We start from the raw sequence: 22,291 nt of genomic DNA, 5'->3' as shown, positions 1-22,291 counted from the left end.
GGCGCCCCGTCATGCCTCCCGGCCGAGTTCGGCCAGCGCCGCGCGCAGGCGGGCTAGGCCTATGGGTTTGAACAGGCAGTCGTTCATGCCGGCGGCCAGGCAGAGCTCCCGCTCCCTGGGCAAGGCGTGGGCGGTAAAGCCCCAGACCGGCAGCTCATGGCCACGGGCACGCAGGTTGCGCGTCAGTTCGAAGCCGTCCATCACCGGCATCTGGCAGTCGGTGATGACGAGATCTAAGGGGTGGCTGCCGACGGCGCGCAGGGCCTCCAGCCCGTTGCTGCGCACGCTGACCTCGTGTCCCAGGTGCTTGAGCTGCTGGCGCAGCAGGATCTGGTTGGCATGGTTGTCATCCACTACCAGTATCCGCAGCCGGGGCCCTGGTTCCCGGGGAGGGAGGGGCACCGTCACCTGCGGGAGATCCGGGGTGGCCAGGGTCAGGGGCAGCCTTATCTCGAGGCGGGTCCCCCGTCCCGTCTCGCTGTCGATGCCTATCTCTCCTCCCATCATCTGGCACAGGATGCGGGCCAGGTTCAGGCCAAGGCCGCTGCCCGGGTACTGCTCGGGGGAGTGCGCACGATAGAAGGGGGTGAACAGCTGGGGCAGCTTGTCCGCCGGGATGCCGACCCCGGTATCTGCGATGACCAGGTGCAGCATGGGGGCCTGTTGGGGATCTCCTGTCAGGGCTGCGCTGATGCTCACCTCGCCCTGCTCCGTGAACTTGATGGCGTTGCCGATCAGGTTGAAGAGGATCTGGCGCAGTCGAAGGGAATCTATCAGCACAGTCGGCAGGGGGGCGACGGGCAGCTCGACACTATAGGCCACCCCCTTTTGCCCGGCCATGCCCCCGAACACCCGGGTGACCGACAGCAGCAGCGGCGTCAGCTCGCAGGGGGTCGGGGTCAGGGTCATCTGACCCGCCTCTATGCTGGCGATATCCAGGGTATCCCCGAGCAGATCCAGCAGACCGTTCGCCGAGTCTGCGGCGATGCGCAGCAGCTCGGCGCTGTGGCGACTGAGGGCGGGATCTTCGGTGGCGAGCTCCAGCATGCCGAGGATGGCGTTCATGGGGGTGCGGATCTCGTGACTCATGGTGGCGAGAAAGTCGCTCTTGGCCCGGCTCGCGCTGTCGGCCTGCAGCTTGGCCTGGCGCAGGGCCTCCTCCAGCTGCTTGCGGTCCGTGATGTCGATCCAGCCGTCGATCACCCCGCTGATGGCCCCCTCGGCATCGAAGTAGGGCACCATCCAGTGATAGATGTGGGTCTGGCTCCCTTCGCGATTGAAAATCCGATCGGCAAAGATGGGCTGGCCATGCTGCAGCACCTTCGCAAAGTCCTGCTCCAGGGTTGAGATGCTCCGGGAGTCGATCAGCCCTTCCAATCCCTGAGCGAAGGGCTGACCCATGACCTCTTCCGGGCGGGCACCGAGCTGGGCCAGGTATTTGCTGTTGCACAACAATACCTTGCCGCTCTTGTCCCGCACCACTATGGGGTGGGGCTGACTCTCCCCGAGCGCCTTGATGAATCTCACGTGGGCCTCCAGTTGCTGGCGGGAGGCCTGCTCGGCGCGGGCCAGCCGCTTGAGCATGAGGTTGCGATAGAGCAGCACCAGGGCCAGGGCGAGGAGCACCGCAAACAACAGGTAGAAGGCGTGGGCGTGGAGCTCGATGAAGCCCGGCACCGGCAGTTTGCGGTTGCGCCACTCGTAGCTCGTCATGGCCAGCTCGTTGGGCGGGATGGCGAGCAGTGTCTTGTCGAGGATATTCATCAGCATCTCGTTGCCGGGCTGGCTGGCAAAGCCCATCCGGATGGGCTCGTCATCGGCGGGCCCCGCGATGCGCAGCCGGGTTCGCGGATCATTGTCCAGGGCGTGGCGGGCAAAATAGAGCGGCACTATGGCGGCATCCAGCCTGCCCCCCTCGACGGCCTGCATCGCCTCCTCGGCGCTCTCCATGATGGTGAGACTGCTGCCCTCAAGCTGATCGGCGAGCGGGGTGTAGCGGGTCATCCCCACGCGCTTGCCCGTCAGACTCCGCAGCGAGTCCATGCTCTCCTCGCCCTGATGGGTGAGGATCACGTAGATGTCGTCCGTGGCATAGGGAACCGAGGGGCGCAGGCCATAGCGCTCGGCCACGGGCCGGGAGATGGCACCGATGAGATCGAGGCGCCCCGAGCGGATGGCCTTGTCACGCTGCCGATCGGAGTCGAAGCGGATGAACTCGAAGGAGAGGCCGGTGCGCTTGCTCACCTTGGCCAGCATGTCGACCGTCATGCCGGTGAGCTGGCCGTCGTGATCCATGGCGCCATAGGGGTAGAGGTTGTCCATCAGCCACACCTTGACGGGGGGAGACTGGCGCATCCAGGCCAGCTCGGCGGCGTCATAGCGCTCGCTCGCGCTGTCATTCATGTCACGTATGGGCCCGTTCCACTGGCTGAAGATGGCGTTGCGGGTTCCATCGTCGATGGCCTCCAGGCCGCGATTGATGAGGCCGAGCAGGGCCGGTACGCGGGCGGAAACTGCGAAGCGAAAGTCGGCCGGTGCCAGGCTGGGCTGTGCCTCGCCGCGCTGCCTGAGGTGGTCGAAGCGCTCGCTGTTGAGGTAGTGCATGGCGTGGGCGTCGCTGAGCAGTATCTCCTGGCGGCCGAAGAAGACGGCGTCGAAGGCCTCCATGTTGGAGGGATGGGTCACCAGGGTGAGGGTAGGGTAGTAGAGCCTGAACCTCTGGGTATCAATCTGCCCCGCTACGGCGGCGACGCGCTGGCCCGGGGCCAGCAGAGGGCCCTGATAGGGTTTGGGGGTCGAGAAGACCAGGGCGCTGCTGAAGTAGGGGTTGCTCAGCCGGATCCCGGAGGCCTCGGTGTCTGCCAGGGTCAGGTTGCCGAGGTTGACCAGATCGATCTCTCCCCGGCGCAGGGCGAGCAGGGCGCTCTCCTTGTCGGCGAAGAGCTGCAGTGACAGGGGCTTTTGCAGTAGATGGGCGAGGATGCCGAGGTAATCGGCGGAGATCCCCTCGAACCTGTGCTTTGAGACGATCATGCTGAAGGGGCGGTAATCCTCTGCGAGGAGGCCGACCCGCAGTTGCCTTGCCTGCCGCAACCAGCCCTGCTCGGACTTGGACCAGCGGGGAGGGGCTATCTCGGGGTCGTGACGGCTGTGCAGCGTCAAGGCCAGCGCAGGCTGGATGAACAGCAGACAGAGCAGGATCAGTGATCGATAGAGGTTCATCATGCCACCTGGAACGGGACAGCCATCCTTGCCGGGTCTGGGCCAAAGGCGGCCATTCTACCGGAAAATGGCTATAACGAGTCCCTTATTTGGCCGCAGCCAGCATGAAAGGCACAAAGATGGCGGCGTGAGCCGCCATCCGTGCCCAGGGGTTGCCGGGATCAGCCGAACCTGTAGGCGCCCATGTAGAGGCTGCCATAGTCCCAGCTCTGGTGCAGCCTGGTCGGCCTGTCGCTCCCCGCCGCCCCGAGCGCCACGAACAGCGGACGCAGGTGATCGTCATGGGGATGGGATTCCACGGCGCCCGGTGCCTGGGCCCGATAATCTTCCAGCGCCGCCCTGTCACCCTGATCCATGGTCTGCTCCAGCCAGTGCACGAAATCGCTCGCCCAGCGGGGCACGGGGCTGTCGTCCGGCCCGAGCGCCCTCAGGTTGTGGGTGATGGCGCCGGAGGCGAGTATGGCGATGCCCTGCGCACGCAGGCCCTGCAGCGCCTCCCCCAGTTGCCACAGCTGGGCCGGGGTGAAGCCGGCCGGGATGGAGAGCTGCACCAGGGGGAGCTCGCTCTGGGGATCCATCAGGGAGAGGGGCGACCAGACCCCGTGATCCAGCTCGCGGTGTACCGCAGTGGCGGGCAAGCCCGCCAGCAGCAACTGATCGCTCACCGCCTCCTGCAGCCATTGTGGACTCTTGGCCGGCCAGCGGATCCGATAGAGGGGCTCGGGGAAGCCGTAGAAGTCGTACATCAAGGCCGGGTTCGGCTCGACGTTGAGCTGCAGCTCGCTGCGGCTGAACCAGTGGGCCGAGAGAACCACCAGCCCCCTGATACCCTCAAGGCGCAGCTGTTTCAGGAACCGGGTGGCAGGCTGATCCCGCAGAACCAGATCCGGGGCGCCGTGGGAGATAAACCAGACGGGGGCGATAGCCATGACAGACTCCATATGCGTTGTGCCGATGCGTGCTGCGCACCGAAAACCCGAGGTCAGGGCGACATGCCGCTGACGATGTGGTCATTATCTGCCCCAATGGCTGGGTTAACAATCAGGCTTTATGGATAAGCACCGTTCACTTTTGGTTAATAGTCTGGGCTGTAAGGGCGAACGAAATGGCGCAGAAACGACAAAGCCGGCGCACTGCGCCGGCTTTGTCGTCAAGGCCCGTCGGGCGGCGGCAGCTTACTGGATACCCAGCAGTTCCACGTCGAAGATCAGCACCGAGCCAGGTGGAATTTTACCAGCGGCACGGTCGCCGTAGGCCAGATTGGCGGGGATGTAGAAGCGGGTCTTCTCCCCTTCCACCATCAGCTGCACCCCTTCGGTCCAGCCCTTGATCACCTGATTGAGGCCAAACTCGATGGGCTCGCCGCGGGCGACCGAGCTGTCGAATACGGTGCCGTCCAGCAGCTTGCCCTCGTAGTGCACCTTCACCTTGCTGGTGGCGGTGGGGTGAACAGTGCCGCTGCCCTGGGTCAGCACTTCGTACTGCAGGCCGGAGGCCGTGGTGGTCACCAGGGGCTTCTCCTTGTTGCTGGCGAGGAACTCGGCGCCCTTGCGCACGTTCTCTTCGGCCAGTTTCTTGTTGTTGCTGCTGGAGTAGAAGTAGTAGGCCACCCCGGCGACGAGCAAGGCGATCAGAATGAATTTCATCGGTTTTCCTATTCCCTGAAATGCAAAGAGTGCAATGAGAACGGCATCTTATCCCAGTCGGGGAGGGAGGGCGAGTGGGACGCAGGAGGATGTGACGGGGCTGACAGAGGACGAGGGGGCCAGAACCTGGCCCCCTCGTCTCATGTGGCGGATTACTTCACCGCCACCATCATCAGGGCGGGCAGGGCGAAGAAGAGCCCGGCCACATAGCCCAGCGCCAGCAGCTTGTTCTCGCTGCCCACCCGGGCCAGGGTCTCGGCGGCCTTGATGGGCAGCTCCCGCAGGAAGGGAACCCCGTAGATGAGCACCACGGCAAACAGGTTGAACAGCACGTGGACCAGGGCTATGGTCAGCGCCAGCTGGGCACCGGCACCGCTGATGGCGGTGGCGGCCAGCAGGGCTGTGATGGTGGTGCCTATGTTGGCCCCCAGGGTGAAGGGGTAGAGCTGACGGGTGGTGAAGACACCGCCGCCGGCCAGGGGGATCATCAGGCTGGTGGTGGTGGAGGAGGACTGCACCATCACAGTCATCAGGGTGCCGGAGGCGATGCCGGTCAGGGGGCCACGGCCCAGGGCCTTGTGCAGCAGCTCTTTGGCACGACCCACCATGACCCGTTGCAGCACCTTGCCGAGGCTGGTGACGCAACCCAGGATCAGCAGTATGCCGATGACTATTGTGGCGATGGCGGGTCCCTTGCCCGGCAGGAAGGCGACGGCCGAGTCGATGAGATCCAGCGACGGCGAGATGAGGGGTTTCATGAAGTCCATCCCCTTCATCGACATGTCGGCTGAGCCCATCAGCAGGCCGGAGATCCACTCAGCGCTCTGCTGCAGCAGGCTGAACATCAGCTCCAGCGGCAGGAAGATGAAGACCGCCAGCAGGTTGAAGAAGTCGTGTACTGTGGCGGCGGCGAAGGCGCGGCGAAACTCTTCCCTGTCCCGGATGTGACCGAGGGAGACTATGGTGTTGGTGATGGTGGTGCCGAGGTTGGCCCCCATCACCATGGGGATGGCCATCTCCATGGGCAGGCCACCGGCCACCAGGCCGACGATCACCGAGGTGACTGTGCTGGAAGATTGCACCAGGGCCGTGGCCAGGATGCCGAGCAGCAGGGCAACGAAGGGGTTGTTGGCGAAAGCGAAGATCTGGGCCGCGCCCTCGGCGCCGCCGGAGAAGCCCTTGAAGCCGTGGGAGACGGCGCCAACGGCGACCAGGATCAGGTAGATCAGCGTGATCACCGCGAGCCAGTTGAACAGGGGGCCGGGACGGCGGGTCTGCTGGGGTGCGGAAGATGCGGTGCTGTGCATATGGCCTCTTGGGGTCGTTCTGCGTTGAAATGGACGGGCGCATTACAACAAGGCTCCATGACAGAAATATGACAAAGTGACACTTTTATGATGTTTTGGTGACAGGGCGGCAGGGGGCGTCGCAGACAAAAAGTGTCGGAGCAAACGGCGATATGGCGCCATCCGGCTCAGAGTTGGCCACTGATCTTGCACTGAGATCCCAGGGTTATATGCTGCCAGGCTTTCCTGTCTTCAAACTGAGGAAGTGATGATGCGTGCATGGGTTTTGTGTCTTTCCCTGGGTCTGCTGTCTGCCGGTGCGCAGGCCAGCGTGTTCAAGTCCGAGTGCAACCTCGACAAGGCGGCCAGAAACGAGGCGATGAATGCGACCCTGGGGGTCAAGGGCAACTGCGATGCGGACAAGCTGGTGCGTCAGCAGAAGGAGAAGGCCAAGGCCGAGGTGAAGAACACCACCACGGACGTGCTGGACAAGAAGACGGCGGGCCTGAAAGAGGCAAAGCAGAACACCAATGCGGCCCTGGACAAGCAGACCGCCGATCTGAAACAGACTCAGGACAAGGTCAACCAGACTCGCAAGGATGTCAAAGCCGTGGCCAAGGATCCGGTCAAGGCGGCCGCCACTGCGGTGATCAACCAGGGGTGAGGGATAGTCCTGCGCAGGTCTGCATGCAAGAAGGGGAGCCATGGGCTCCCCTTCTGTTTGGCTGTCATCCGGCCGGACTTACTGGCCGTCGGCCGTTTCCTCGTACTGACGGAAGGGGATGCGGAACACCGCCAGGCGCAGGAAGAGGTAGGTAACCCCGATCCCCGCCCAGATGAGGCCAAGCTCCAGGGAGCTCTGCTCCAGGTTGATCCAGAGCGCCCCTATGGTGGCGGCCCCCAGCAGCGGCAGCACCAGGAACAGCAGGTGATCCTTGAGGCTCTTGTTGCGTTTCTCGCGCACCCAGAACTGGCCGATGACCGACAGGTTGACGAAGGTGAAGGCCACCAGGGCGCCAAAGTTCACCAGGGCCAGCGCCATGTCCAGATCGAAGGACACCGCGGAGAGGGCCAGGGCCCCCACCAGCAGCACGTTGATGGCCGGGGTGCGCCAGGTGGGGTGGATGTAGCCGAACACCCGCTCCGGGATCATGCGATCGCGACCCATCACGTAGAGGATGCGCGACACGCCGGCGTGGGCCGCCATGCCGGAGGCGAGCACGGCCGCTGTGGTGCACACCAGTACCACGCTCTGGAACAGGGTGCCGCCGACGTAGAGGGCGATCTCCGGCAGCACGGCGTCCGGCTCCTTGAAGCGGGCCAGATCCGGGAAGAAGAGCTGCAGGCTGTAGGAGACGGTGACGAAGATGATGCCGCCGATGAGCGCCGTCAGCACTATGGCGCGCGGGATCACCTTGCCGGCGTTCGGGGTCTCTTCCGACAGCGAACTCAGGCCGTCGAAGCCGAGGAAGGAGAAGCAGAGAATGGTGGCGCCGGTGAACAGCGGCAGCATGCTGGCGGACTCAACGTGGAAGGGGCGGCTGCTCAGCAGGGTGCCTGTTCCTTCGCCGTGCAGCAGTCCCCAGGCGATGAGGCCGAGGAAGGTGAGGATGATGGCAACCTGGATAAACACGATGAAGCCGTTGAGGTTGGCCACCAGCTTGATGCCGCGCAGGTTCAGGAAGGTCATGACCGTCACCAGGCCGAAGATGAAGATCCAGGGATCGACGTTCGGGAACATGGCGGTCAGATAGATCTTGGCCAGCAGTATGTTGATCATCGGCATGAACATGTAGTCGAGCAGGGAGGACCAGCCCACCATGAAGCCCACATAGGGGTGGAACACCTTCTGGGCATAGGTGTAGGCGGAGCCTGCCGAGGGGAAGCGACGCACCAGGTGGCCGTAGCTGAAGGCGGTCAGCAAGATGCCGCCGAGCGCCAGCAGGTAGGCGGTGGCGACCCGGCCCTCGGTGATGTCACCGACGATGGCGAAGGTGTCGAACACGGCCATGGGGGTCAGATAGGCCAGGCCCATCACCACCACTTGCCACATGCTGAGGGTTTTTATGAGACGAACGGGTTGCTGGCTCACTCAGGCTTCCTCCTTGCACGGCAGGCAGGAGGTGGAATGGCGTGAGGCCATGGGACTGGTTTCTCGCATCCGCAGCGGATCGGTATGCAAACCACAGACGTTGGTCGCGCGGCGACCAAAGCAGGTTCCGGCGACAACCGGAGACAAAGCCAATAAGAGCCCCATGTTTTTCCTCATTGCGGCATTAGGTCCATCTGAACCTAGATATCATTTCCGGAGTGGTTCCGGCCTCGAAGTAGACACTTGTTTTCAAAATGAAAAATAACCGATGTGAGGATCACATCGGTTATTCAAATCGGCGCGCATTTTGCCCCAGATGGGGGGGGATGACAAGCCAGGATCGGCATTCCCGACAAGAGAATGCATAAGGACAGGGTTTACATCAATAAACCGCGCCTATTCCGGTGTGGACGGCAGTGGGGCCAGCCCGCTGCTGGCAAGGCTTTGCGCCGGTTGGCTCGGCAGCGAGACGCGCCAGACGGTGGTGCGCAAAAACAGGTAAATTCCGCCGATGGCGGCCCAGATCAGCCCCAGCATCAGGGAGGTCTGCTCCAGGTTGAGCCAGAGTATGGCCACAGTCCCGGCTCCGAGCAGGGGCAGCACCAGGTATTGCAGGCGATCTTGCCAGGTTTTGTTGCGCCCCTGACGCAGGTAGTAGCAGGAGATCACCGACAGGTTGACCACGGTGAAGGCCACCAGGGCGCCGAAGTTGATCAGCGCCAGGGCGATCTCCAGATCGAAGCTGATGGCCGACAAGGCCAGCAGGCCCACCAGCAGTATGTTGAACACAGGGGTGCGCCACTTGGGATGGATGTAGCCGAAGGTGCGTTGGGGCAGCACCTTGTCCCGTCCCATCACGTAGAGGATGCGGGAGACCCCGGCGTGGGAGGAGAGCCCCGAGGCCAGCACCGCCACGCAGGCGCAGACCAGCACCACGCTCTGGAACAGCTTGCCGCCGACGTAGAGGGCGATCTCCGGCAGCACGGCGTCCGGCGCCTTGAAGCGGGAGGCGTCCGGGAAGTAGAGCTGCAGGGCATAGGCCACCACCACGAAGATGAGGCCGCCAAGCAGGGCGGTCAGGATGATGGCTTTGGGGATCACCTTGCCGGCCTCCGGGGTCTCCTCGGAGAGGGCGCTCAGGCTGTCGAAGCCGAGGAAGGAGAAGCAGAGGATGGTGGCCCCGGTCAGCAGCGGCAAGATCTCTGTGCTGCTGCTGTAGATGGGCTGCAGGCTGAAGGTGCCGACCCCTTCCCCCTGATAGACCCCATGAGCGATCAGGCCGAGGAAGACCAGCATGATGGCCACCTGGATGAAGATGATGAGGCCGTTGAGGTTAGCCACAAGATCGATGCCGCGCAGGTTGATGGCGGTCATCAGCACCGTCATGCCGAGGATGAAGATCCAGGGCTCGACGCCGGGGAAGAGGGCGCTCAGATAGATCTTGGCCAGCAGCATGTTGATCATCGGCAGGAAGATGTAGTCGAGCAGGGAGGACCAGCCCACCATGAAGCCCACCACGGGGGAGAACTCCCGCTGGGCATAGGTGTAGGCCGAGCCCGCGATCGGGTAGTGACGCACCATCTTGCTGTAGCTGGAGGCGGTGAACAGCACCCCGACCAGGGCCAGCAGGTAGGCGGTGGTGACATGACCCTGGGTGATGTCGGTGACGATGCCGAAGGTATCGAACACCACCATGGGGGTCATGTAGGCCAGGCCCATCACGACCACTTGCCACAGGGTCAGGGTTTGTTTCAGTCGCGCGGGGCGTGGGGCCATGGGGCCTGTCTCCTAAGAATGCAGTGGTGAAGGGCCCGCCTGCCGGGCAGGGGCGGGGCCCCATGACAGGGTGACTGGTCACAGAGGGAGCCAACTGCTCCTGCCATCATTTTTGGGGGCGAGATGATACCGTATAAGCAGGCCATCCGCGATGGACGGCCTGTCGTTATCTGACGATATTGTTCGTGCCAGCGAGAAACGCGGGCACTAACCCTGACTGGCGGCGGCCAGCGCCTGCTCCAGCAGGTCGAGTCCCTCGTCGATCAGCGCCGGGGAGGCGGTGAGGGGGGCGAGGAAGCGGATGACGTTGGCACGCACGCCGCAGGCCAGCAGCACCAGGCCCCGTTTGCCTGCCTCTGCCACCAGCCGTTTGGTGAGATCCGGGTCCGGTTTGGTGGCATCGCGCCCCTTGACCAGCTCCATGGCCACCATGGCGCCGGGGCCGCGGATGTTGCCTATGCTGTCAAACCGCTCCGCCAGCTGGTGCAGGCGCGCCTTGATCTGCTCCCCCTGCACCAGGGCCTGCTGGTTCAGGCGCTCCTCCTCGATGACCTCCAGCACCGCCAGGGCGGCGGCGCAGGCGATGGGGGAGCCCGCATAGGTGCCGCCCAGGCCACCGGGCTTGGCGGCGTTCATCACCTCGCTCTTGCCCACCACGGCCGAGAGCGGGAAGCCGCCGGCCAGGCTCTTGGCCAGCGTCATGATGTCCGGCTCGACGCCGCTGTATTCGGTGGCGAAGGTCTTGCCGGTGCGACAGAAACCTGTCTGGATCTCGTCGCAGATGAGCAGTATGCCGTGCTGATCGCAGATCTTGCGCAAGGCTTGCAGGAAGCTCGGGGAGGCGACATAGAAGCCTCCCTCACCCTGCACCGGCTCTATGATGATGGCGGCCACCCGGGCCGGCTCGATGTCGGCGCTGAAGCAGAGATCCAGCGCCGCAAGGGCATCGGCCTCGCTCACCCCCAGGTAGTCGGCCGGGAAGGGCAGGTGATAGACCTCCCCCGGGAAGGGGCCGAAGCCGGTCTTGTAGGGCACCACCTTGCCGGTGAGGGCCATCCCCATCATGGTGCGGCCGTGGAAGCCGCCCTTGAAGGCGATGGTGCCGCTGCGGCCGCTGTGGGCGCGGGCTATCTTGATGGCGTTCTCCACCGCCTCGGCGCCGGTGGAGAGGAAGAGGGTACGCTTGGGGGTCGGGCCCGGCACCAGGGCGTTGAGCTTCTCGGCAAGCTCGATATAGCCCGGGTAGGGGGTGACCTGGAAGCAGGTGTGGCTGAACTTCTCGAGCTGCTCGCGCACGGCGGCGACCACCTTGGGGTGGTTGTGGCCGGTGTTGAGCACGGCGATGCCGGAGGCAAAGTCGATGTAGCGGTTGCCCTCCACGTCCCACAGCTCGGCGTTTTTCGCCCTGTCGATGAAGACCGGCAGCAGGGTGCCGACGCCCTGTACCACGGCCGCTTCGCGGCGCGCTTGCCACGCCTGGTTTGAATGCTGTTCTGACTGACTCATCTTTCCTCCCTGAGGGGCATGGGCCCCTGATATTCCTGTGCAATCTGCTCATCGATTGAACCGCGCACTGCCATCTGGCAGGGCGGCATGTCTGGTGCGGGGCGCGGGTGGCGTACCCCAGGGCGCCGTCGACGCTCTCGTGAGGCCGAGCTGGCGCCCATGTCTATCTATAAAAACGATGGACTGGTGTCAGAGACATCTTTTTCAGCGATGCCTCTGCGGGGCATGGGCATCAACGGATGCCGCCAAAGCAGAGGTATTTGGTCTCGAGGTATTCCTCCAGCCCCTCTGCCGCCCCTTCCCGACCCAGCCCCGACTCCTTGATGCCGCCAAAGGGGGCCAGCTCGGTCGAGATGATCCCCTCGTTGATGCCCACCATGCCGTATTCCAGCTGCTCGGCCACCCGCCACACCCGGGCAATGTCGCGGCCATAGAAGTAGGCGGCCAGGCCATAAGGGGTGTCGTTGGCGATGGCGATGGCCTCGGCCTCGGTCTCGAAGCGCACCAGGGGGGCGATGGGGCCGAAGATCTCCTCCTGCAGTATGGGGTTGTCCCGGGTCACGCCGGTCAGGATGGTGGGGTGGTAGAAGAGCGGGCCGGCGGGGTGGGCTTGCCCCCCCACCAGCACGCTGGCCCCGGCGGCCTCGGCCTGGCTGACCAGGGAGGCGACCTTGTCGGCGGCGGCGGCATTGATGAGGGGGCCGATCTGGGTGCCTTCACCCATGCCATCCCCCACCTTGAAGCCACGCACCGCGGCGGCCAGCTTCTCGGCGAAGGCGTCATGGACACTGGCCTGCACCAGGATGCGGTTGGCGCAGACGCAGGTCTGGCCGGCGTTGCGGTATTTGGAGGCGAGCGCCCCGGCCACGGCGGCGTCGAGGTCGGCATCGTCAAACACGATGAAGGGGGCGTTGCCACCCAGCTCCAGGGAGAGCCGCTTCATGGTGTCGGCGCACTGGCGCATCAGCAGCTTGCCGATGCGGGTGGAGCCGGTGAAGGAGAGCTTGCGCACCTTGGGGTTGCGGCACAGCTCGTCGCCCACGACCGAGGCCTGATGGGAGGTGACTATGTTGATGACCCCGGCGGGAATGCCCGCCTGCTCGGCCAGGGCTGCCAGCGCCAGCGCGCACAGGGGCGTCTCGGCGGCGGGCTTGATGACTATGGTGCAACCGGCGGCGAGTGCAGGGCCCGCCTTGCGGGTGATCATGGCGATGGGGAAGTTCCATGGGGTGATGGCGGCGACCACGCCCACCGGCTGCTTGATGGTGGCCAGGCGCCGGTCGCCGGAGAAACCGGGAATGGTGCGGCCATAGGCGCGCTTGCCCTCTTCCGCGAACCACTGGATGAAGCTGGCGCCGTAGGCCACCTCGCCCTTGGCCTCGGCGAGCGGTTTGCCCTGCTCGCAGGTCATGATGCGGGCCAGTTCATCCTGGTTGGCCATGATGAGTTCGAACCAGGCGTGGAGCCGGCTGCCGCGCTCCTTGGCTGTGAGGGCGGCCCAGGCGGGCTGGGCCGCGTGAGCGGCCGCGATGGCGCGGCGGGTATCCGCTTCATCCATGTCGGGCACCTGAGTGATGACGGCTCCGGTAGCCGGGTTGGTGACCTCGAAGGTGCGGCCGCTGGCGGCCTCGCACCACGGCCATCTATATAGGCAAGGGATTTGATCAAGCGGGTTGTGATGTTGACATAGACATAGCAAGCCTCGATGTGGGTCAGCAAGGTGGCCGATGATGCCGCCCATCCTGTGCCGCTGCCGTATAAAATAATAAGCACACTGAAGACCATAAATTGAGCTGAAATGTTTTTCAAGTGTTAAATATATTTGAATTGCTGGTGTGTGGCATGCTAGAAAAAGGGCTGTGTAGCGCAGTTTTCCCGGCTTCATGGGCCAAAATGATGTTCCGGGTGTGCAAAATAATTAACGATGCGTGTGTTGCATCCTAAACAATTAGGGCTGGTGCTGGTCCGCTATTTTAACCAGAGGGAGAAGACCTATGTTGCGGAAGAGCAGACAGAGCCATGAGGGGGGTCTGCCATGAGCGGGCCACAGAGCCTGCGAGAGGCGTGGCTCGACCGCAACTGGTACCGCAAAGGGTGCTCGCACCATGGGCGAGCGGCTCGCCCTCCTGCGCCGTCGCCTCGGGCTCTCCCAGCGCCGGGCCGCCGAGCTGAGCGGCCTGACTCACGGTGCCATCTGCATGATAGAGCAGAACAAGGTGAGCCCCTCGGTCGCCTCGTTGCAGAAGCTGCTCAGCGTCTACGAGCTGCCGCTCTCCCGCTTCTTCGCCGAGGAGGAGGCGCGGGCGCCGAGCGTGGTGATCAAGGCCGAGCAGCTCATCGAGCTGGGCAGCCAGGGGGTCTCCATGAAGCTGGTGCACAACGGTAACAATCGTCGCCAGCTCGGCTTCATGCTGGAGACCTATGCCCCAGGCACGGACACCGGAGGGCAGGTCAAGCATCTGGGGGAGGAGGTGGGCACAGTGCTGGAGGGCTCTGTCGTGCTTAGTCTGGCCGGGCAGAGTTATCCGCTCGAAGCGGGCGACAGCTATGTGATCGACACAGGCGAGCCCCACAGTTTCAGCAATCCGTCGGGGCAGACCTGCCGCATCGTCAGCGCCCACACCCCGGCGAGCTTTTAATCCTGACAGTAGTTTGGCAACCGAACCGGTAAGGAAACAGGGATCATGACCGAACATGTAAAGAGTTACTACGCAGCCAGTGCCAACCAGCACGCCCCCTACCCGATGCTCACTGAGCAGCTTGAGTGCGACGTCTGTGTCATAGGGGCCGGGTATACCGGCCTCTCCAGCGCCCTGCACCTGGTGGAGAAGGGCTACAAGGTGGTGGTGTTGGAGGCGGCCAGGGTGGGGTTTGGCGCCAGCGGCCGCAACGGCGGCCAGATAGTCAACTCCTACAGCCGTGACATCGACACCATAGAAGCGAACTGCCCGCCGGATCAGGCCAGGCTGCTCGGCTCCATGTTGTTTGAGGGGGGGGACATCATCCGCGAGCGGATCCAGCGCTACAACATCCAGTGCGATCTGCAGCAGGGGGGGGTCTTTGCCGCCGAGACCCAGAAGCAGCTCCACGAACTCAAGGCACAGCATGCCCGCTGGCAGAAGTGGGGCAACGATCAGCTGGAGCTGCTCGATGCCGAAGGGGTGCGCGAGGTGGTGGCAAGCGATCGCTACATCGGCGCCCTGCTGGACAAGCGCGGCGGCCATATCCACCCCCTCAACCTGGCGCTGGGGGAGGCGGAAGCCATCCGCACCCTGGGTGGTCGCATCTTCGAGCAATCCGCCGTCACCAGCATCACTCCGGGCCAGACTGCCCTGGTGAAGACGGCCAAGGGGGCGGTGAAGGCGCGCTTCGTGGTGGTAGCTGGCAACGCCTATCTCGGCAACCTGGTGCCTGAGCTGGCGAGCAAGAGTATGCCGTGCGGCACGCAAGTCATCGCCACCGAGGTGCTGGGGGAGGAGCGGGCCCGCGCCCTGCTGCCGCAGAACTACTGCCTGGAAGATTGCAACTACCTGCTCGACTACTACAGAACCACAGGGGATCACCGGCTGATCTATGGCGGCGGCGTTGTCTATGGGGCGCGGGATCCGGCAGACATAGAGCGGCTGATCATCCCCAAGATGCAGAAGACCTTCCCCCAGCTGGCGGACGTCAAGGTGGAGTACACCTGGACCGGCAACTTCCTCTTGACCCTGTCGCGCCTGCCACAGTTTGGCCGTATTGGCCACAACATCTACTACATGCAGGGTTACAGCGGTCACGGCGTGACCTGTACCCATCTAGCGGGCAAGCTGCTTTCGGAAGTGCTGAGTGGCCAGGCGGAGCGCTTCGACGCCTTCGCCAAGCTACCACACTACCCCTTCCCGGGCGGGCGTCTGTTCCGCATCCCCTTCACCGCCGCGGGGGCCGCCTGGTATACCCTGCGAGACAGGCTGGGGGTGTGACGCCCATAAACGCCGTTCGCGTTATGGCGTCATGACGGCCGAATGGTGAAGGGCATGAGCTTCTGGTGATACGGTTGTCGCATAAGGGGGGGCACGCCATTTCCTGCACCGCAGGAGGCTGCCTACCCTGCTGGGCAAACTGGGGGATCCCATAACGGCGCCCGCGTTATAGCGTCATGACTGCCGAGTGGTGAAGGACATAAGCTTCTGGTGATTCGGCTGTCGCAAAAGGGGGAGTGGCAAGTCATCCCCTGTACCGCAGAGGGGCCGCTTACCCTGCAAGAAAAACTGGGGGCGCTCATAAACGATGATCGCACTATGGCGTCATGACGGCCGAACGGTGAAGGACATGAGCCTCTGGTGATTCGGTGGCCCAATAGGGGGAAGCCACTCCCTTTTAGGTTGAGGAGTGTTGAGTTCGAGGGTGCCCCAGGCTCTCCTCTCAGGGGATGAAGCTGCCAGCAGGCAGATGAAACGACAGAGGGAGGCGTCATGCCTCCCTCTGTTCTGGGTGAACAACCTGGATCAGCTTCAATGGTGTGGCGCCATTATCTGCCAGCTCAGGCTGCATCGACTCGCCGGTCTCAGAATCTATAGGGGAAGCGCAGCCCTATGCTGTAGTCGGGCGCATCCGTGGTGAGCCCTGCCGACCAGTTGACCGCCATGGAGAGCTTGTCAGTGATGGCCCAGGTTGACCCCATGCCGAAACTGGCGGCGTTGGCATCGGAGCCGGTGACCTTCTCCATGTCAAAGCCTTCGGCTCCCTGGCTGGATTCGAGGGTGATTCGCTGGTTGATGTTGAAGGAGAGGCTGAAGCGCTCGTTCAGTGCAAACGCGACTCCCAATCCATATTCATACCAGTCACCGAGCTGGATGCTGCCTGGCTGATCGCCGGGCTGGTAGGAGACATCGTCAAAGTCTTGCTTGAGGCTGTGGCCATAGTTGAGGTTGGCGAACAGTATGGCGGGGTCCATGGTCTTGACCAGGGAGAAGCCGGTGGACAACTGCCAGAGCCCGTTGCCGGTGGCGAGATCCTTGGGGACCATCAGGTTGCCGGACTCCGAGGTCATGATCTCTATCCCGTAGGGATCCTTGCCGGTCGGTGCCTTGGCCCGCAGGTTCCAGACCAGATCCGGCCAATCCTCATCCTCGGCCAGGACTCTGTAGTAGATGGCGAGGCTGAGATCGCCGAGCCCGCCATCGCTGACGGTCTGCTCCTCAAACTCACGACTGGAGTTTTCCTTGCCGGTGCTCTGGTAGTTGGTGTTGCGGTACATATAGGGCACGGCCAGTTCCAGCTGCCAGCGATCATTGAGGGTGTAACGGGTCACCAGGTCTGCCGTCCATTGATCGGAGCGGACTCTGTCGAGATTGATTTCGCCAAGGAAGATGGCGTCCAGGGCAAGAAAACCGCGCAGGGCGAGATCCTTGCGATTGTAGTGCTGATAAGAGAGGCCAAAATCGAGGGTCAACGCACGATCGAATACGTTGTGCTGCTCGATCATCAGGTCTTCGGTACTGCGACCGACTTCGGGGGCCCGGCGAGCCGGGTCAGGTTGGGAGGGGGCCGCGGCGGCAGCCCCTTCTGCGGCGACCGCGGTCGTACCGGTGGCCTTGACGGCCTCCAGGCGGGCCTGTAACTGATGGAGTGCCTGATTTTGCTGGATCAATTGCTGACGCAGCTGATCAAGCTGTTGTTGTAGGGCCTCTTCCTCTGCGGTCGCGCCCCAGCAGGCGAAAGGGGTCAGTGCAATCAACAGCACGGTAGACTGTTTCATCGAGATACGTCCTTGTTGTTTATTATCCTTTTTATAGTTCAGTCCATGGGATTCATCTGTTCTCAGCGAGAAAGCCAGATCCTGGTCTGATTGAGCGTCTGCAAACCGTCACCCCTGACTCTATTGAGTTGCAGCAGACCTCGACTGAAATCGGTTCCTCTCAAACTCTGTTCCAATCGGACTCGTCCGTCGGACGAGTTTAGTTGCAGCCCCGCATAATTGCCTGACACGCGGTAACTGGCAGTACCAAGGTTCCCTTGATGCTCGTAGTTGCCCGCAGAGACGATCTGTCCCGTCATTTCGGGGGCCGTCAGTGTAATACCGGCCTGGTTCACCGAGCTGTTGCCGCTCCCCTCCAACTGCACGACCTGCACCAGGCCAGCGCCTTGTACGGGGGCACTCTGGGGCGTCGTTGTTACTGTCTTGACTTCATCCTTGATGCGTACATCCAGTTTGGGTTTATTTTGCACCACGCTCAGCGCCAGGTTCATGGCGGCAGTTTGCTGGGCCTGAGCCGTCGTCAGGGTTGAAATGAACTCGATGCCGAAATAGCTGATCCCGTGGGTACTGACATAGCGACCGCGTAAATGGGCCAGCTCTCCATCGGCCAGTTCAGGAGCAAAATGGTCTGACAGCAGTGCCAGAGGATCTGAATCGGCCAGCAGTGGGCAGGCAAAGCCACCCAGACTGCAGATGAGGCATATGGCGGGTCGGGTATTCATGATGACCTCACATTAGCTCTTTGTGCTGAAAACCAAATTCCAGCAAGGATGTTTCATTGACGGGGGCGAACAGCCCATCTTTTCCTCTGGCTGAGAGTGGAGGAGAAGGATTGGCCAGAGGCGCATCCGGGCGATAACCGGCACCAATAACGGCGAGCAGTATGCCGTTCCAGCTTTCCTTGAACTCCTGGAACGTAATGACACGATTTCCGAGGGCCGGATCTGCCAGATAGACACGGTCGTGGCGATCGATGGCACGCAGCACGGCAAAGTGCTGATAGCCGCGAATATTGAGCAGCACTATGGTGGGTACTCTCACCTGCCGCAATTTTTCATCTCCCAGGCGATACCCTCTGACGCGCATGCCGAGCATTTGCAAATATTGCTTCATGTCGAGCATGGAGAAGCCATAGTGTTTGACCTGTGCCGGGTCTGCCATGGCCAACATGCCATCCATCACCCAGCGTTCATTGGTTACATGGCCGTAGGAGTAGCGCAGTATGGTTGCGACGGCGGCAGCCCCACAGCTGAAATCTGTATGTTGGCGCTCGATATTGGCATAACGGCGCTCCAGAATGCTCTGTACCGGTTTGTTGAGATCCCCCAGTGCCGGGAGATGTTCTCCCAATGGCATATTGGCTGACCAGGCAGCAGGGCAGAATAACAACAGCAGTAGCCAGCGCATTGAGACCTCCATGTCCTGAAAAAAAGGGGGCGCAAAGGCCCCCTCTGAAGAGCATTACTTGGCAAAACCTGCGGCCAGCGAGAGGTTGTTCGCTTGCAGGTTGTTGGTGCCCGACGACACGTTCACCCCGATGTTGCCCACGGCACCGTTGAAGGCGCCGCCATCGATGGTTGCCCGGTTGAAGGTTTCGCGGCTGGTGTAGGTATTGACCACGGGGATGAAGCCAGTTGCATAGCCACTGAGCTTGATATCACCCTCTTCCTCGAACTCGAACTTGCCAGGATTTTTCTTGTTGTCATTGTCGAAGTCGATGTGACCAAGCTGGCGTTGTGCTCCAGGATTGTGATCCCCGTCGACCCAGACTTCCGGATAGACGTCGTTGGACTGCTTGCTGGTCCCTTCGTACTCACCCTCGGCTTTGAGCTTGAGGAAGATGGGGTTGTAGTCCACGGTTCTGGTGGCGCTCAGGCTCTTGTTCTCGGTCATGTTCTTGGACACGCTCTGGCTGTTTGCCACTGTGGCCACGGCCATGTTGCCGGTGGACACCGAGGCCGCCATGTTGTTGGCCTGAACATTACCCGAGCCAGACGTCACGTTGGCACCTATGTTGCCCGCGGCATCCTTGAATGCCCCATCGCCGATCCCGGCCTTGTTCTGATGACCGTGGTTGGTAGTCCAGTTTTGGCTGGCACTTTGGGTGGAGAAGATCTCGGCATCCGAAGATCCACCAGGCATGCCTTGTTGTTGGCCGCGGCCCATGATGAACTCGGCATCCACTTCGTCATAGGCTGCCAGGGAAGCGCTGTTGCCTTGTACGTTGGAGTCACCGGCTGCTACGTTGGCGCCGACGTTACCGGATGCACCCTTGAACGAGCCGTCAATCTTGCTCGTGTTTTCTGTTCTTGAATTACCAGTGCCGATCATGGAGCTGGATTGTTGGTTGTCCACCACCGCCATGCCGAGTTTGTTGACATTGATGTAGCCGCCGACACGGACAGTGCCTTCGTACTCTACATCGACCTCTGCCTTGACCTTCTTGGTCAAGGTTGCCCCTGTCTCATCCCTGTCACCGCGGTAATCGGCGGAGGCGGTGCCCGACATGGCCATGACAACCGCAGCGGCTAATGAGCTATAAATAAGTCCACGCATAATGAGTCTCTCCATTGAACTTTCTGTGGAAGATTTGCCCATCGGCTGAACCTACGCCCCCGGACTCGGCTTCCGATCCCTGCGACATCATGGGGATGTCGTTACTGCGCCAGCCAGAGGCAGGGAGACCATGTTGACTGCCTGGTTTCCCTGTCCCGTGACCTGGTTCACCTGGATGACGCCTTTACTGCCCGTCAGGGCGTTGTCATCCAGGTAGATACTGGTGGTTGTGTTGGGAGGCACCTTGCCTGAAGGTGTCTTTGCAACACTGGTGCTGAGGTTGATGTCGGTCACCACGCCGATGCCGCTGTCATCCAGCGACAAGGCGAAGGCATTGAGCTGCTGGTTGGCTTCACCTGCGCCCTGATTGATCCCGACCAGCCCCTGGCTCTGGCTCAGCGCCGAGCCCAGAATGGCCACGCTCTGGTTGCCATTGAGATTGGTAGTGGATTGATTCTGTTGGCTAAATTGAACTATGGCCGGCCCTGATAGCGCTATGGCGGCGAGGTTGCCCTGCTGGTTGTTATTACCGGCAACCATATTGACACCCATGGCGCCACGAATATTGCTGAGCGCTTGCGAGCCGAGATCAACACGATTCTCTGCTTGTGACTGTTGTGCGAATGCGGAAAGGGAAATAATTGCCAGTGCAATATATGTTTTCATGCTCTGTCTCCATATGCCAGGAGGGCTTATTAGAGAGAGCAATGAATGTGCCAGTTAGTAACTTATTGATATATATTGTTTTTGTATTTGAGCTATTTGTGTTTAAGTCTCAGTTTTGATAATGAACTTTTATATGATTCATCAACATATTGTTTATCAATGACTTTATTGTTTCTCACCGTTAATTTTGCTGTCTCATTATTGTGGTGTCATCAGTCTAAATGCGGGATGGTTTATAGTTATCATCGTCTGGTTACCTTGAGTTGGCGTCATTTGATGATCGCCATGCCCTTGCCAGATGAAAGAGTGAGCCTCAAGGAGCAATGGTCAGACTCTCTCGTGCAGAGGCTATAACAAGGAGTTTTCCCTATGACAGAAACGGCATTGTTACTCATCAATTCATGTGCCGTGCTGGAAAGCCTGCTGATAAAAAGCGAATGGCAAGTGGAGCAGGCAAGTTCCCTGGCGGTGGCAGAACAGAAATTGCAGGAAAAAACTTATCCCCTGGTGCTGGTGGCCATCAAGCCGGATCAGCATGACGCCTTGTATTCCCTGATTGGCCAACACTCCAGCAGCCTGTGGATTGGCCTGATCGAGCGTGATTGCCTGGCCAGCGAGGCCCTGCGCAACCTGCTTGCAGCCTGTTTCCATGATTTCCACACCTTCCCGCTCGATCAGGAAAGACTCTCCCACAGCCTGGGTCATGCGTTGGGAATGGCGCAGCTCATCCGGCGCCATCGCCCCAAGATGCCGGCTCAGCTGCGCTTCATCCAGGGTGAGAGCAGCGCCATTCGCCAGTTGCGCGAGCAGATCATGCGGCTGCAACATTGTCGCCTGCCCGTGCTGGTGACCGGGCCCAGCGGAACCGGCAAGGAGCTGGTGGCTCGTGAGCTGCACTACAGCACCTTCGGCGAAGACAGCCCCTTTGTGGCCGTCAACTGCGGCGCCATGCCCCATCAGCTGATCCAGTCCGAGCTGTTCGGCCACGTCAAGGGCGCCTTCACCGGTGCCCAGAGCCGCAAGATAGGCAAGATTGAAGCGGCCGATGGCGGCACCCTGTTCCTCGACGAGATCGGGGAGTTGCCACTGGAGGACCAGGCGACCCTGCTGCGCTTCTTGCAGGAGCAGAGCATAGAGGCCGTGGGCAGTCATCTGACTCGGAATGTGGACGTAAGGGTCATCGCCGCCACCAATATCGACGTGGAGCAGGCGGTGGCCAGCGGTGGATTTCGCATGGACCTCTACTATCGGCTCAACGTGGTGCGGCTGCGCACCCCTGCCTTGTGCGAACGGGCGGAGGACATCCAGCTGCTTGCCGACGATATCCTGGCAGAAGTGCGGGGAGGGAGGATGCTGAGTTTTACCCACAAAGCGCGTCAGGCCATGCAGTCCTATGGTTGGCCTGGCAATGTCAGGGAGCTGCGCAACCGGGTACAGCGGGCAGCCGTCATGAGTTCTGGCCCCTTCATCGAGGCCGATGACATGGAGCTGACCAACATGGACTCCCTGTTGCTCGATGGCTCGCTCAAGGCCGTGCGTGAGGCGGCAGAGCGCCAGGCGCTGCAACGGACGCTGGCCCGTTTCCCTGACCAGCTGGAGGAGGTGGCGCGCACCCTGGACATCTCGCGCGCCACCCTCTACCGGCTGCTGGACAAGCACGATCTGCTGTAGTTCCCGTCATTTCGTGCATGGCGGCCTTTTCCCCTGCCGTTCAGTGCCAAGCCCGGGCAACAGGCCCGGGTTTTTATTTGTGCAAATGTGCGCAAACCGGTCTGGAAGAGTAGGGATGCGGCCGTCAGGC

Annotated in this window: 16 protein-coding genes and 1 pseudogene; 4 read left to right on the top strand and 13 right to left on the bottom strand. The window is 61.8% G+C overall.

Features of this window, described 5'->3' with window-relative positions; translation table 11 throughout:
* Nucleotides 1-9: 9 nt before the first annotated feature.
* The 4 genes from ACF2JD_RS06510 to ACF2JD_RS06495 all read right to left on the bottom strand — a co-directional run bounded on the left by ACF2JD_RS06510 (nucleotide 10) and on the right by ACF2JD_RS06495 (nucleotide 6,175).
* On the bottom strand, nucleotides 10-3,222 hold the full coding sequence (locus tag ACF2JD_RS06510) for an ATP-binding protein (RefSeq protein ID WP_440987040.1): 3,213 nt from the start codon (nucleotides 3,220-3,222) through the stop codon (nucleotides 10-12).
* Nucleotides 3,223-3,383: 161 nt separating this feature from the next.
* A complete protein-coding gene (locus ACF2JD_RS06505; RefSeq protein WP_303809889.1) occupies nucleotides 3,384-4,151 on the bottom strand; it encodes a DODA-type extradiol aromatic ring-opening family dioxygenase in 768 nt (255 codons plus the stop codon).
* A 246-nt stretch (nucleotides 4,152-4,397) separates the two neighbouring features.
* Nucleotides 4,398-4,868: an FKBP-type peptidyl-prolyl cis-trans isomerase gene (locus tag ACF2JD_RS06500; protein ID WP_106886177.1), complete on the bottom strand. Its 471-nt coding sequence runs from the start codon at nucleotides 4,866-4,868 to the stop codon at nucleotides 4,398-4,400.
* A gap of 152 nt (nucleotides 4,869-5,020) precedes the next feature.
* Entirely contained in the window at nucleotides 5,021-6,175 is a 1,155-nt protein-coding gene (locus ACF2JD_RS06495; RefSeq protein WP_440987039.1) for a Na/Pi cotransporter family protein, read from the bottom strand.
* Nucleotides 6,176-6,425: 250 nt separating this feature from the next.
* Here ACF2JD_RS06495 and ACF2JD_RS06490 point away from each other — a divergent pair, with 250 nt between their 5' ends.
* Entirely contained in the window at nucleotides 6,426-6,818 is a 393-nt protein-coding gene (locus ACF2JD_RS06490; RefSeq protein ID WP_106886179.1) for a hypothetical protein, read from the top strand.
* Nucleotides 6,819-6,896: 78 nt separating this feature from the next.
* Here the strand turns inward: ACF2JD_RS06490 and ACF2JD_RS06485 are convergent, their stop codons facing one another.
* From ACF2JD_RS06485 to ACF2JD_RS06470, 4 genes and pseudogenes are all read right to left on the bottom strand, one after another.
* Nucleotides 6,897-8,207 (bottom strand): APC family permease, encoded by a 1,311-nt coding sequence (locus tag ACF2JD_RS06485; RefSeq protein ID WP_111910062.1) that lies wholly within the window; start codon nucleotides 8,205-8,207, stop codon nucleotides 6,897-6,899.
* A 435-nt stretch (nucleotides 8,208-8,642) separates the two neighbouring features.
* A complete protein-coding gene (locus tag ACF2JD_RS06480; RefSeq protein ID WP_408792670.1) occupies nucleotides 8,643-10,022 on the bottom strand; it encodes an APC family permease in 1,380 nt (459 codons plus the stop codon).
* Nucleotides 10,023-10,229: 207 nt separating this feature from the next.
* Nucleotides 10,230-11,528, bottom strand: coding sequence for a 4-aminobutyrate--2-oxoglutarate transaminase (gene gabT / locus ACF2JD_RS06475; RefSeq protein WP_440987038.1), 1,299 nt, complete (start codon nucleotides 11,526-11,528; stop codon nucleotides 10,230-10,232).
* Nucleotides 11,529-11,760: 232 nt separating this feature from the next.
* Nucleotides 11,761-13,208 (bottom strand): annotated as a pseudogene (locus tag ACF2JD_RS06470) (NAD-dependent succinate-semialdehyde dehydrogenase).
* 425 nt (nucleotides 13,209-13,633) lie between these two features.
* Between ACF2JD_RS06470 and puuR the strand changes: the two are divergent.
* Both puuR and ACF2JD_RS06460 read left to right on the top strand, forming a co-directional pair.
* Nucleotides 13,634-14,167: an HTH-type transcriptional regulator PuuR gene (puuR, locus tag ACF2JD_RS06465; RefSeq protein WP_440987037.1), complete on the top strand. Its 534-nt coding sequence runs from the start codon at nucleotides 13,634-13,636 to the stop codon at nucleotides 14,165-14,167.
* A 45-nt stretch (nucleotides 14,168-14,212) separates the two neighbouring features.
* The gene (locus ACF2JD_RS06460) at nucleotides 14,213-15,490 is read left to right on the top strand and encodes an FAD-dependent oxidoreductase (protein ID WP_440987036.1); all 1,278 of its coding nucleotides are present in this window, start codon (nucleotides 14,213-14,215) and stop codon (nucleotides 15,488-15,490) included.
* 584 nt (nucleotides 15,491-16,074) lie between these two features.
* On the opposite strand, the gene ACF2JD_RS06455 is transcribed toward ACF2JD_RS06460, so the two are convergent.
* From ACF2JD_RS06455 to ACF2JD_RS06435, 5 genes are all read right to left on the bottom strand, one after another.
* Nucleotides 16,075-17,268, bottom strand: coding sequence for a transporter (locus tag ACF2JD_RS06455; protein WP_106886185.1), 1,194 nt, complete (start codon nucleotides 17,266-17,268; stop codon nucleotides 16,075-16,077).
* A 62-nt stretch (nucleotides 17,269-17,330) separates the two neighbouring features.
* Complete coding sequence (locus ACF2JD_RS06450; protein WP_139744216.1) at nucleotides 17,331-17,990, bottom strand: hypothetical protein; 660 nt, start codon at nucleotides 17,988-17,990, stop codon at nucleotides 17,331-17,333.
* A 7-nt stretch (nucleotides 17,991-17,997) separates the two neighbouring features.
* Complete coding sequence (locus ACF2JD_RS06445) at nucleotides 17,998-18,675, bottom strand: C39 family peptidase (RefSeq protein ID WP_106886187.1); 678 nt, start codon at nucleotides 18,673-18,675, stop codon at nucleotides 17,998-18,000.
* A gap of 54 nt (nucleotides 18,676-18,729) precedes the next feature.
* Nucleotides 18,730-19,719, bottom strand: a complete 990-nt coding sequence (locus tag ACF2JD_RS06440) for a hypothetical protein (protein WP_171277267.1) — start codon at nucleotides 19,717-19,719, stop codon at nucleotides 18,730-18,732.
* A 192-nt stretch (nucleotides 19,720-19,911) separates the two neighbouring features.
* Nucleotides 19,912-20,490, bottom strand: coding sequence for a hypothetical protein (locus ACF2JD_RS06435; RefSeq protein ID WP_234570209.1), 579 nt, complete (start codon nucleotides 20,488-20,490; stop codon nucleotides 19,912-19,914).
* Between the two features lie 369 nt (nucleotides 20,491-20,859).
* Between ACF2JD_RS06435 and ACF2JD_RS06430 the strand changes: the two genes are divergently transcribed.
* On the top strand, nucleotides 20,860-22,161 hold the full coding sequence (locus ACF2JD_RS06430) for a sigma-54-dependent transcriptional regulator (RefSeq protein ID WP_106886188.1): 1,302 nt from the start codon (nucleotides 20,860-20,862) through the stop codon (nucleotides 22,159-22,161).
* The last annotated feature ends 130 nt before the right edge of the window (nucleotides 22,162-22,291 follow it).

The sequence above is a fragment of the Aeromonas ichthyocola genome (assembly GCF_046087985.1).
Lineage (GTDB): Bacteria > Pseudomonadota > Gammaproteobacteria > Enterobacterales > Aeromonadaceae > Aeromonas > Aeromonas rivipollensis.
Note: the sequence above shows the minus strand (reverse complement) of the source record. Positions and strands in the feature narration are given on the sequence as shown.

Bases quoted from the DNA above. Each gene is read 5' to 3' on its own strand.
- ACF2JD_RS06510 (WP_440987040.1), bottom strand. From the start codon at position 3,222: ATGAACCTCTATCGATCACTGATCCTGCTCTGTCTGCTGTTCATCCAG.
- ACF2JD_RS06505 (WP_303809889.1), bottom strand. From the start codon at position 4,151: ATGGCTATCGCCCCCGTCTGGTTTATCTCCCACGGCGCCCCGGATCTG.
- ACF2JD_RS06500 (WP_106886177.1), bottom strand. From the start codon at position 4,868: ATGAAATTCATTCTGATCGCCTTGCTCGTCGCCGGGGTGGCCTACTAC.
- ACF2JD_RS06495 (WP_440987039.1), bottom strand. From the start codon at position 6,175: ATGCACAGCACCGCATCTTCCGCACCCCAGCAGACCCGCCGTCCCGGC.
- ACF2JD_RS06490 (WP_106886179.1), top strand. From the start codon at position 6,426: ATGCGTGCATGGGTTTTGTGTCTTTCCCTGGGTCTGCTGTCTGCCGGT.
- ACF2JD_RS06485 (WP_111910062.1), bottom strand. From the start codon at position 8,207: ATGTGGCAAGTGGTGGTGATGGGCCTGGCCTATCTGACCCCCATGGCC.
- ACF2JD_RS06480 (WP_408792670.1), bottom strand. From the start codon at position 10,022: ATGGCCCCACGCCCCGCGCGACTGAAACAAACCCTGACCCTGTGGCAA.
- gabT (WP_440987038.1), bottom strand. From the start codon at position 11,528: ATGAGTCAGTCAGAACAGCATTCAAACCAGGCGTGGCAAGCGCGCCGC.
- puuR (WP_440987037.1), top strand. From the start codon at position 13,634: ATGGGCGAGCGGCTCGCCCTCCTGCGCCGTCGCCTCGGGCTCTCCCAG.
- ACF2JD_RS06460 (WP_440987036.1), top strand. From the start codon at position 14,213: ATGACCGAACATGTAAAGAGTTACTACGCAGCCAGTGCCAACCAGCAC.
- ACF2JD_RS06455 (WP_106886185.1), bottom strand. From the start codon at position 17,268: ATGAAACAGTCTACCGTGCTGTTGATTGCACTGACCCCTTTCGCCTGC.
- ACF2JD_RS06450 (WP_139744216.1), bottom strand. From the start codon at position 17,990: ATGAATACCCGACCCGCCATATGCCTCATCTGCAGTCTGGGTGGCTTT.
- ACF2JD_RS06445 (WP_106886187.1), bottom strand. From the start codon at position 18,675: ATGCGCTGGCTACTGCTGTTGTTATTCTGCCCTGCTGCCTGGTCAGCC.
- ACF2JD_RS06435 (WP_234570209.1), bottom strand. From the start codon at position 20,490: ATGAAAACATATATTGCACTGGCAATTATTTCCCTTTCCGCATTCGCA.
- ACF2JD_RS06430 (WP_106886188.1), top strand. From the start codon at position 20,860: ATGACAGAAACGGCATTGTTACTCATCAATTCATGTGCCGTGCTGGAA.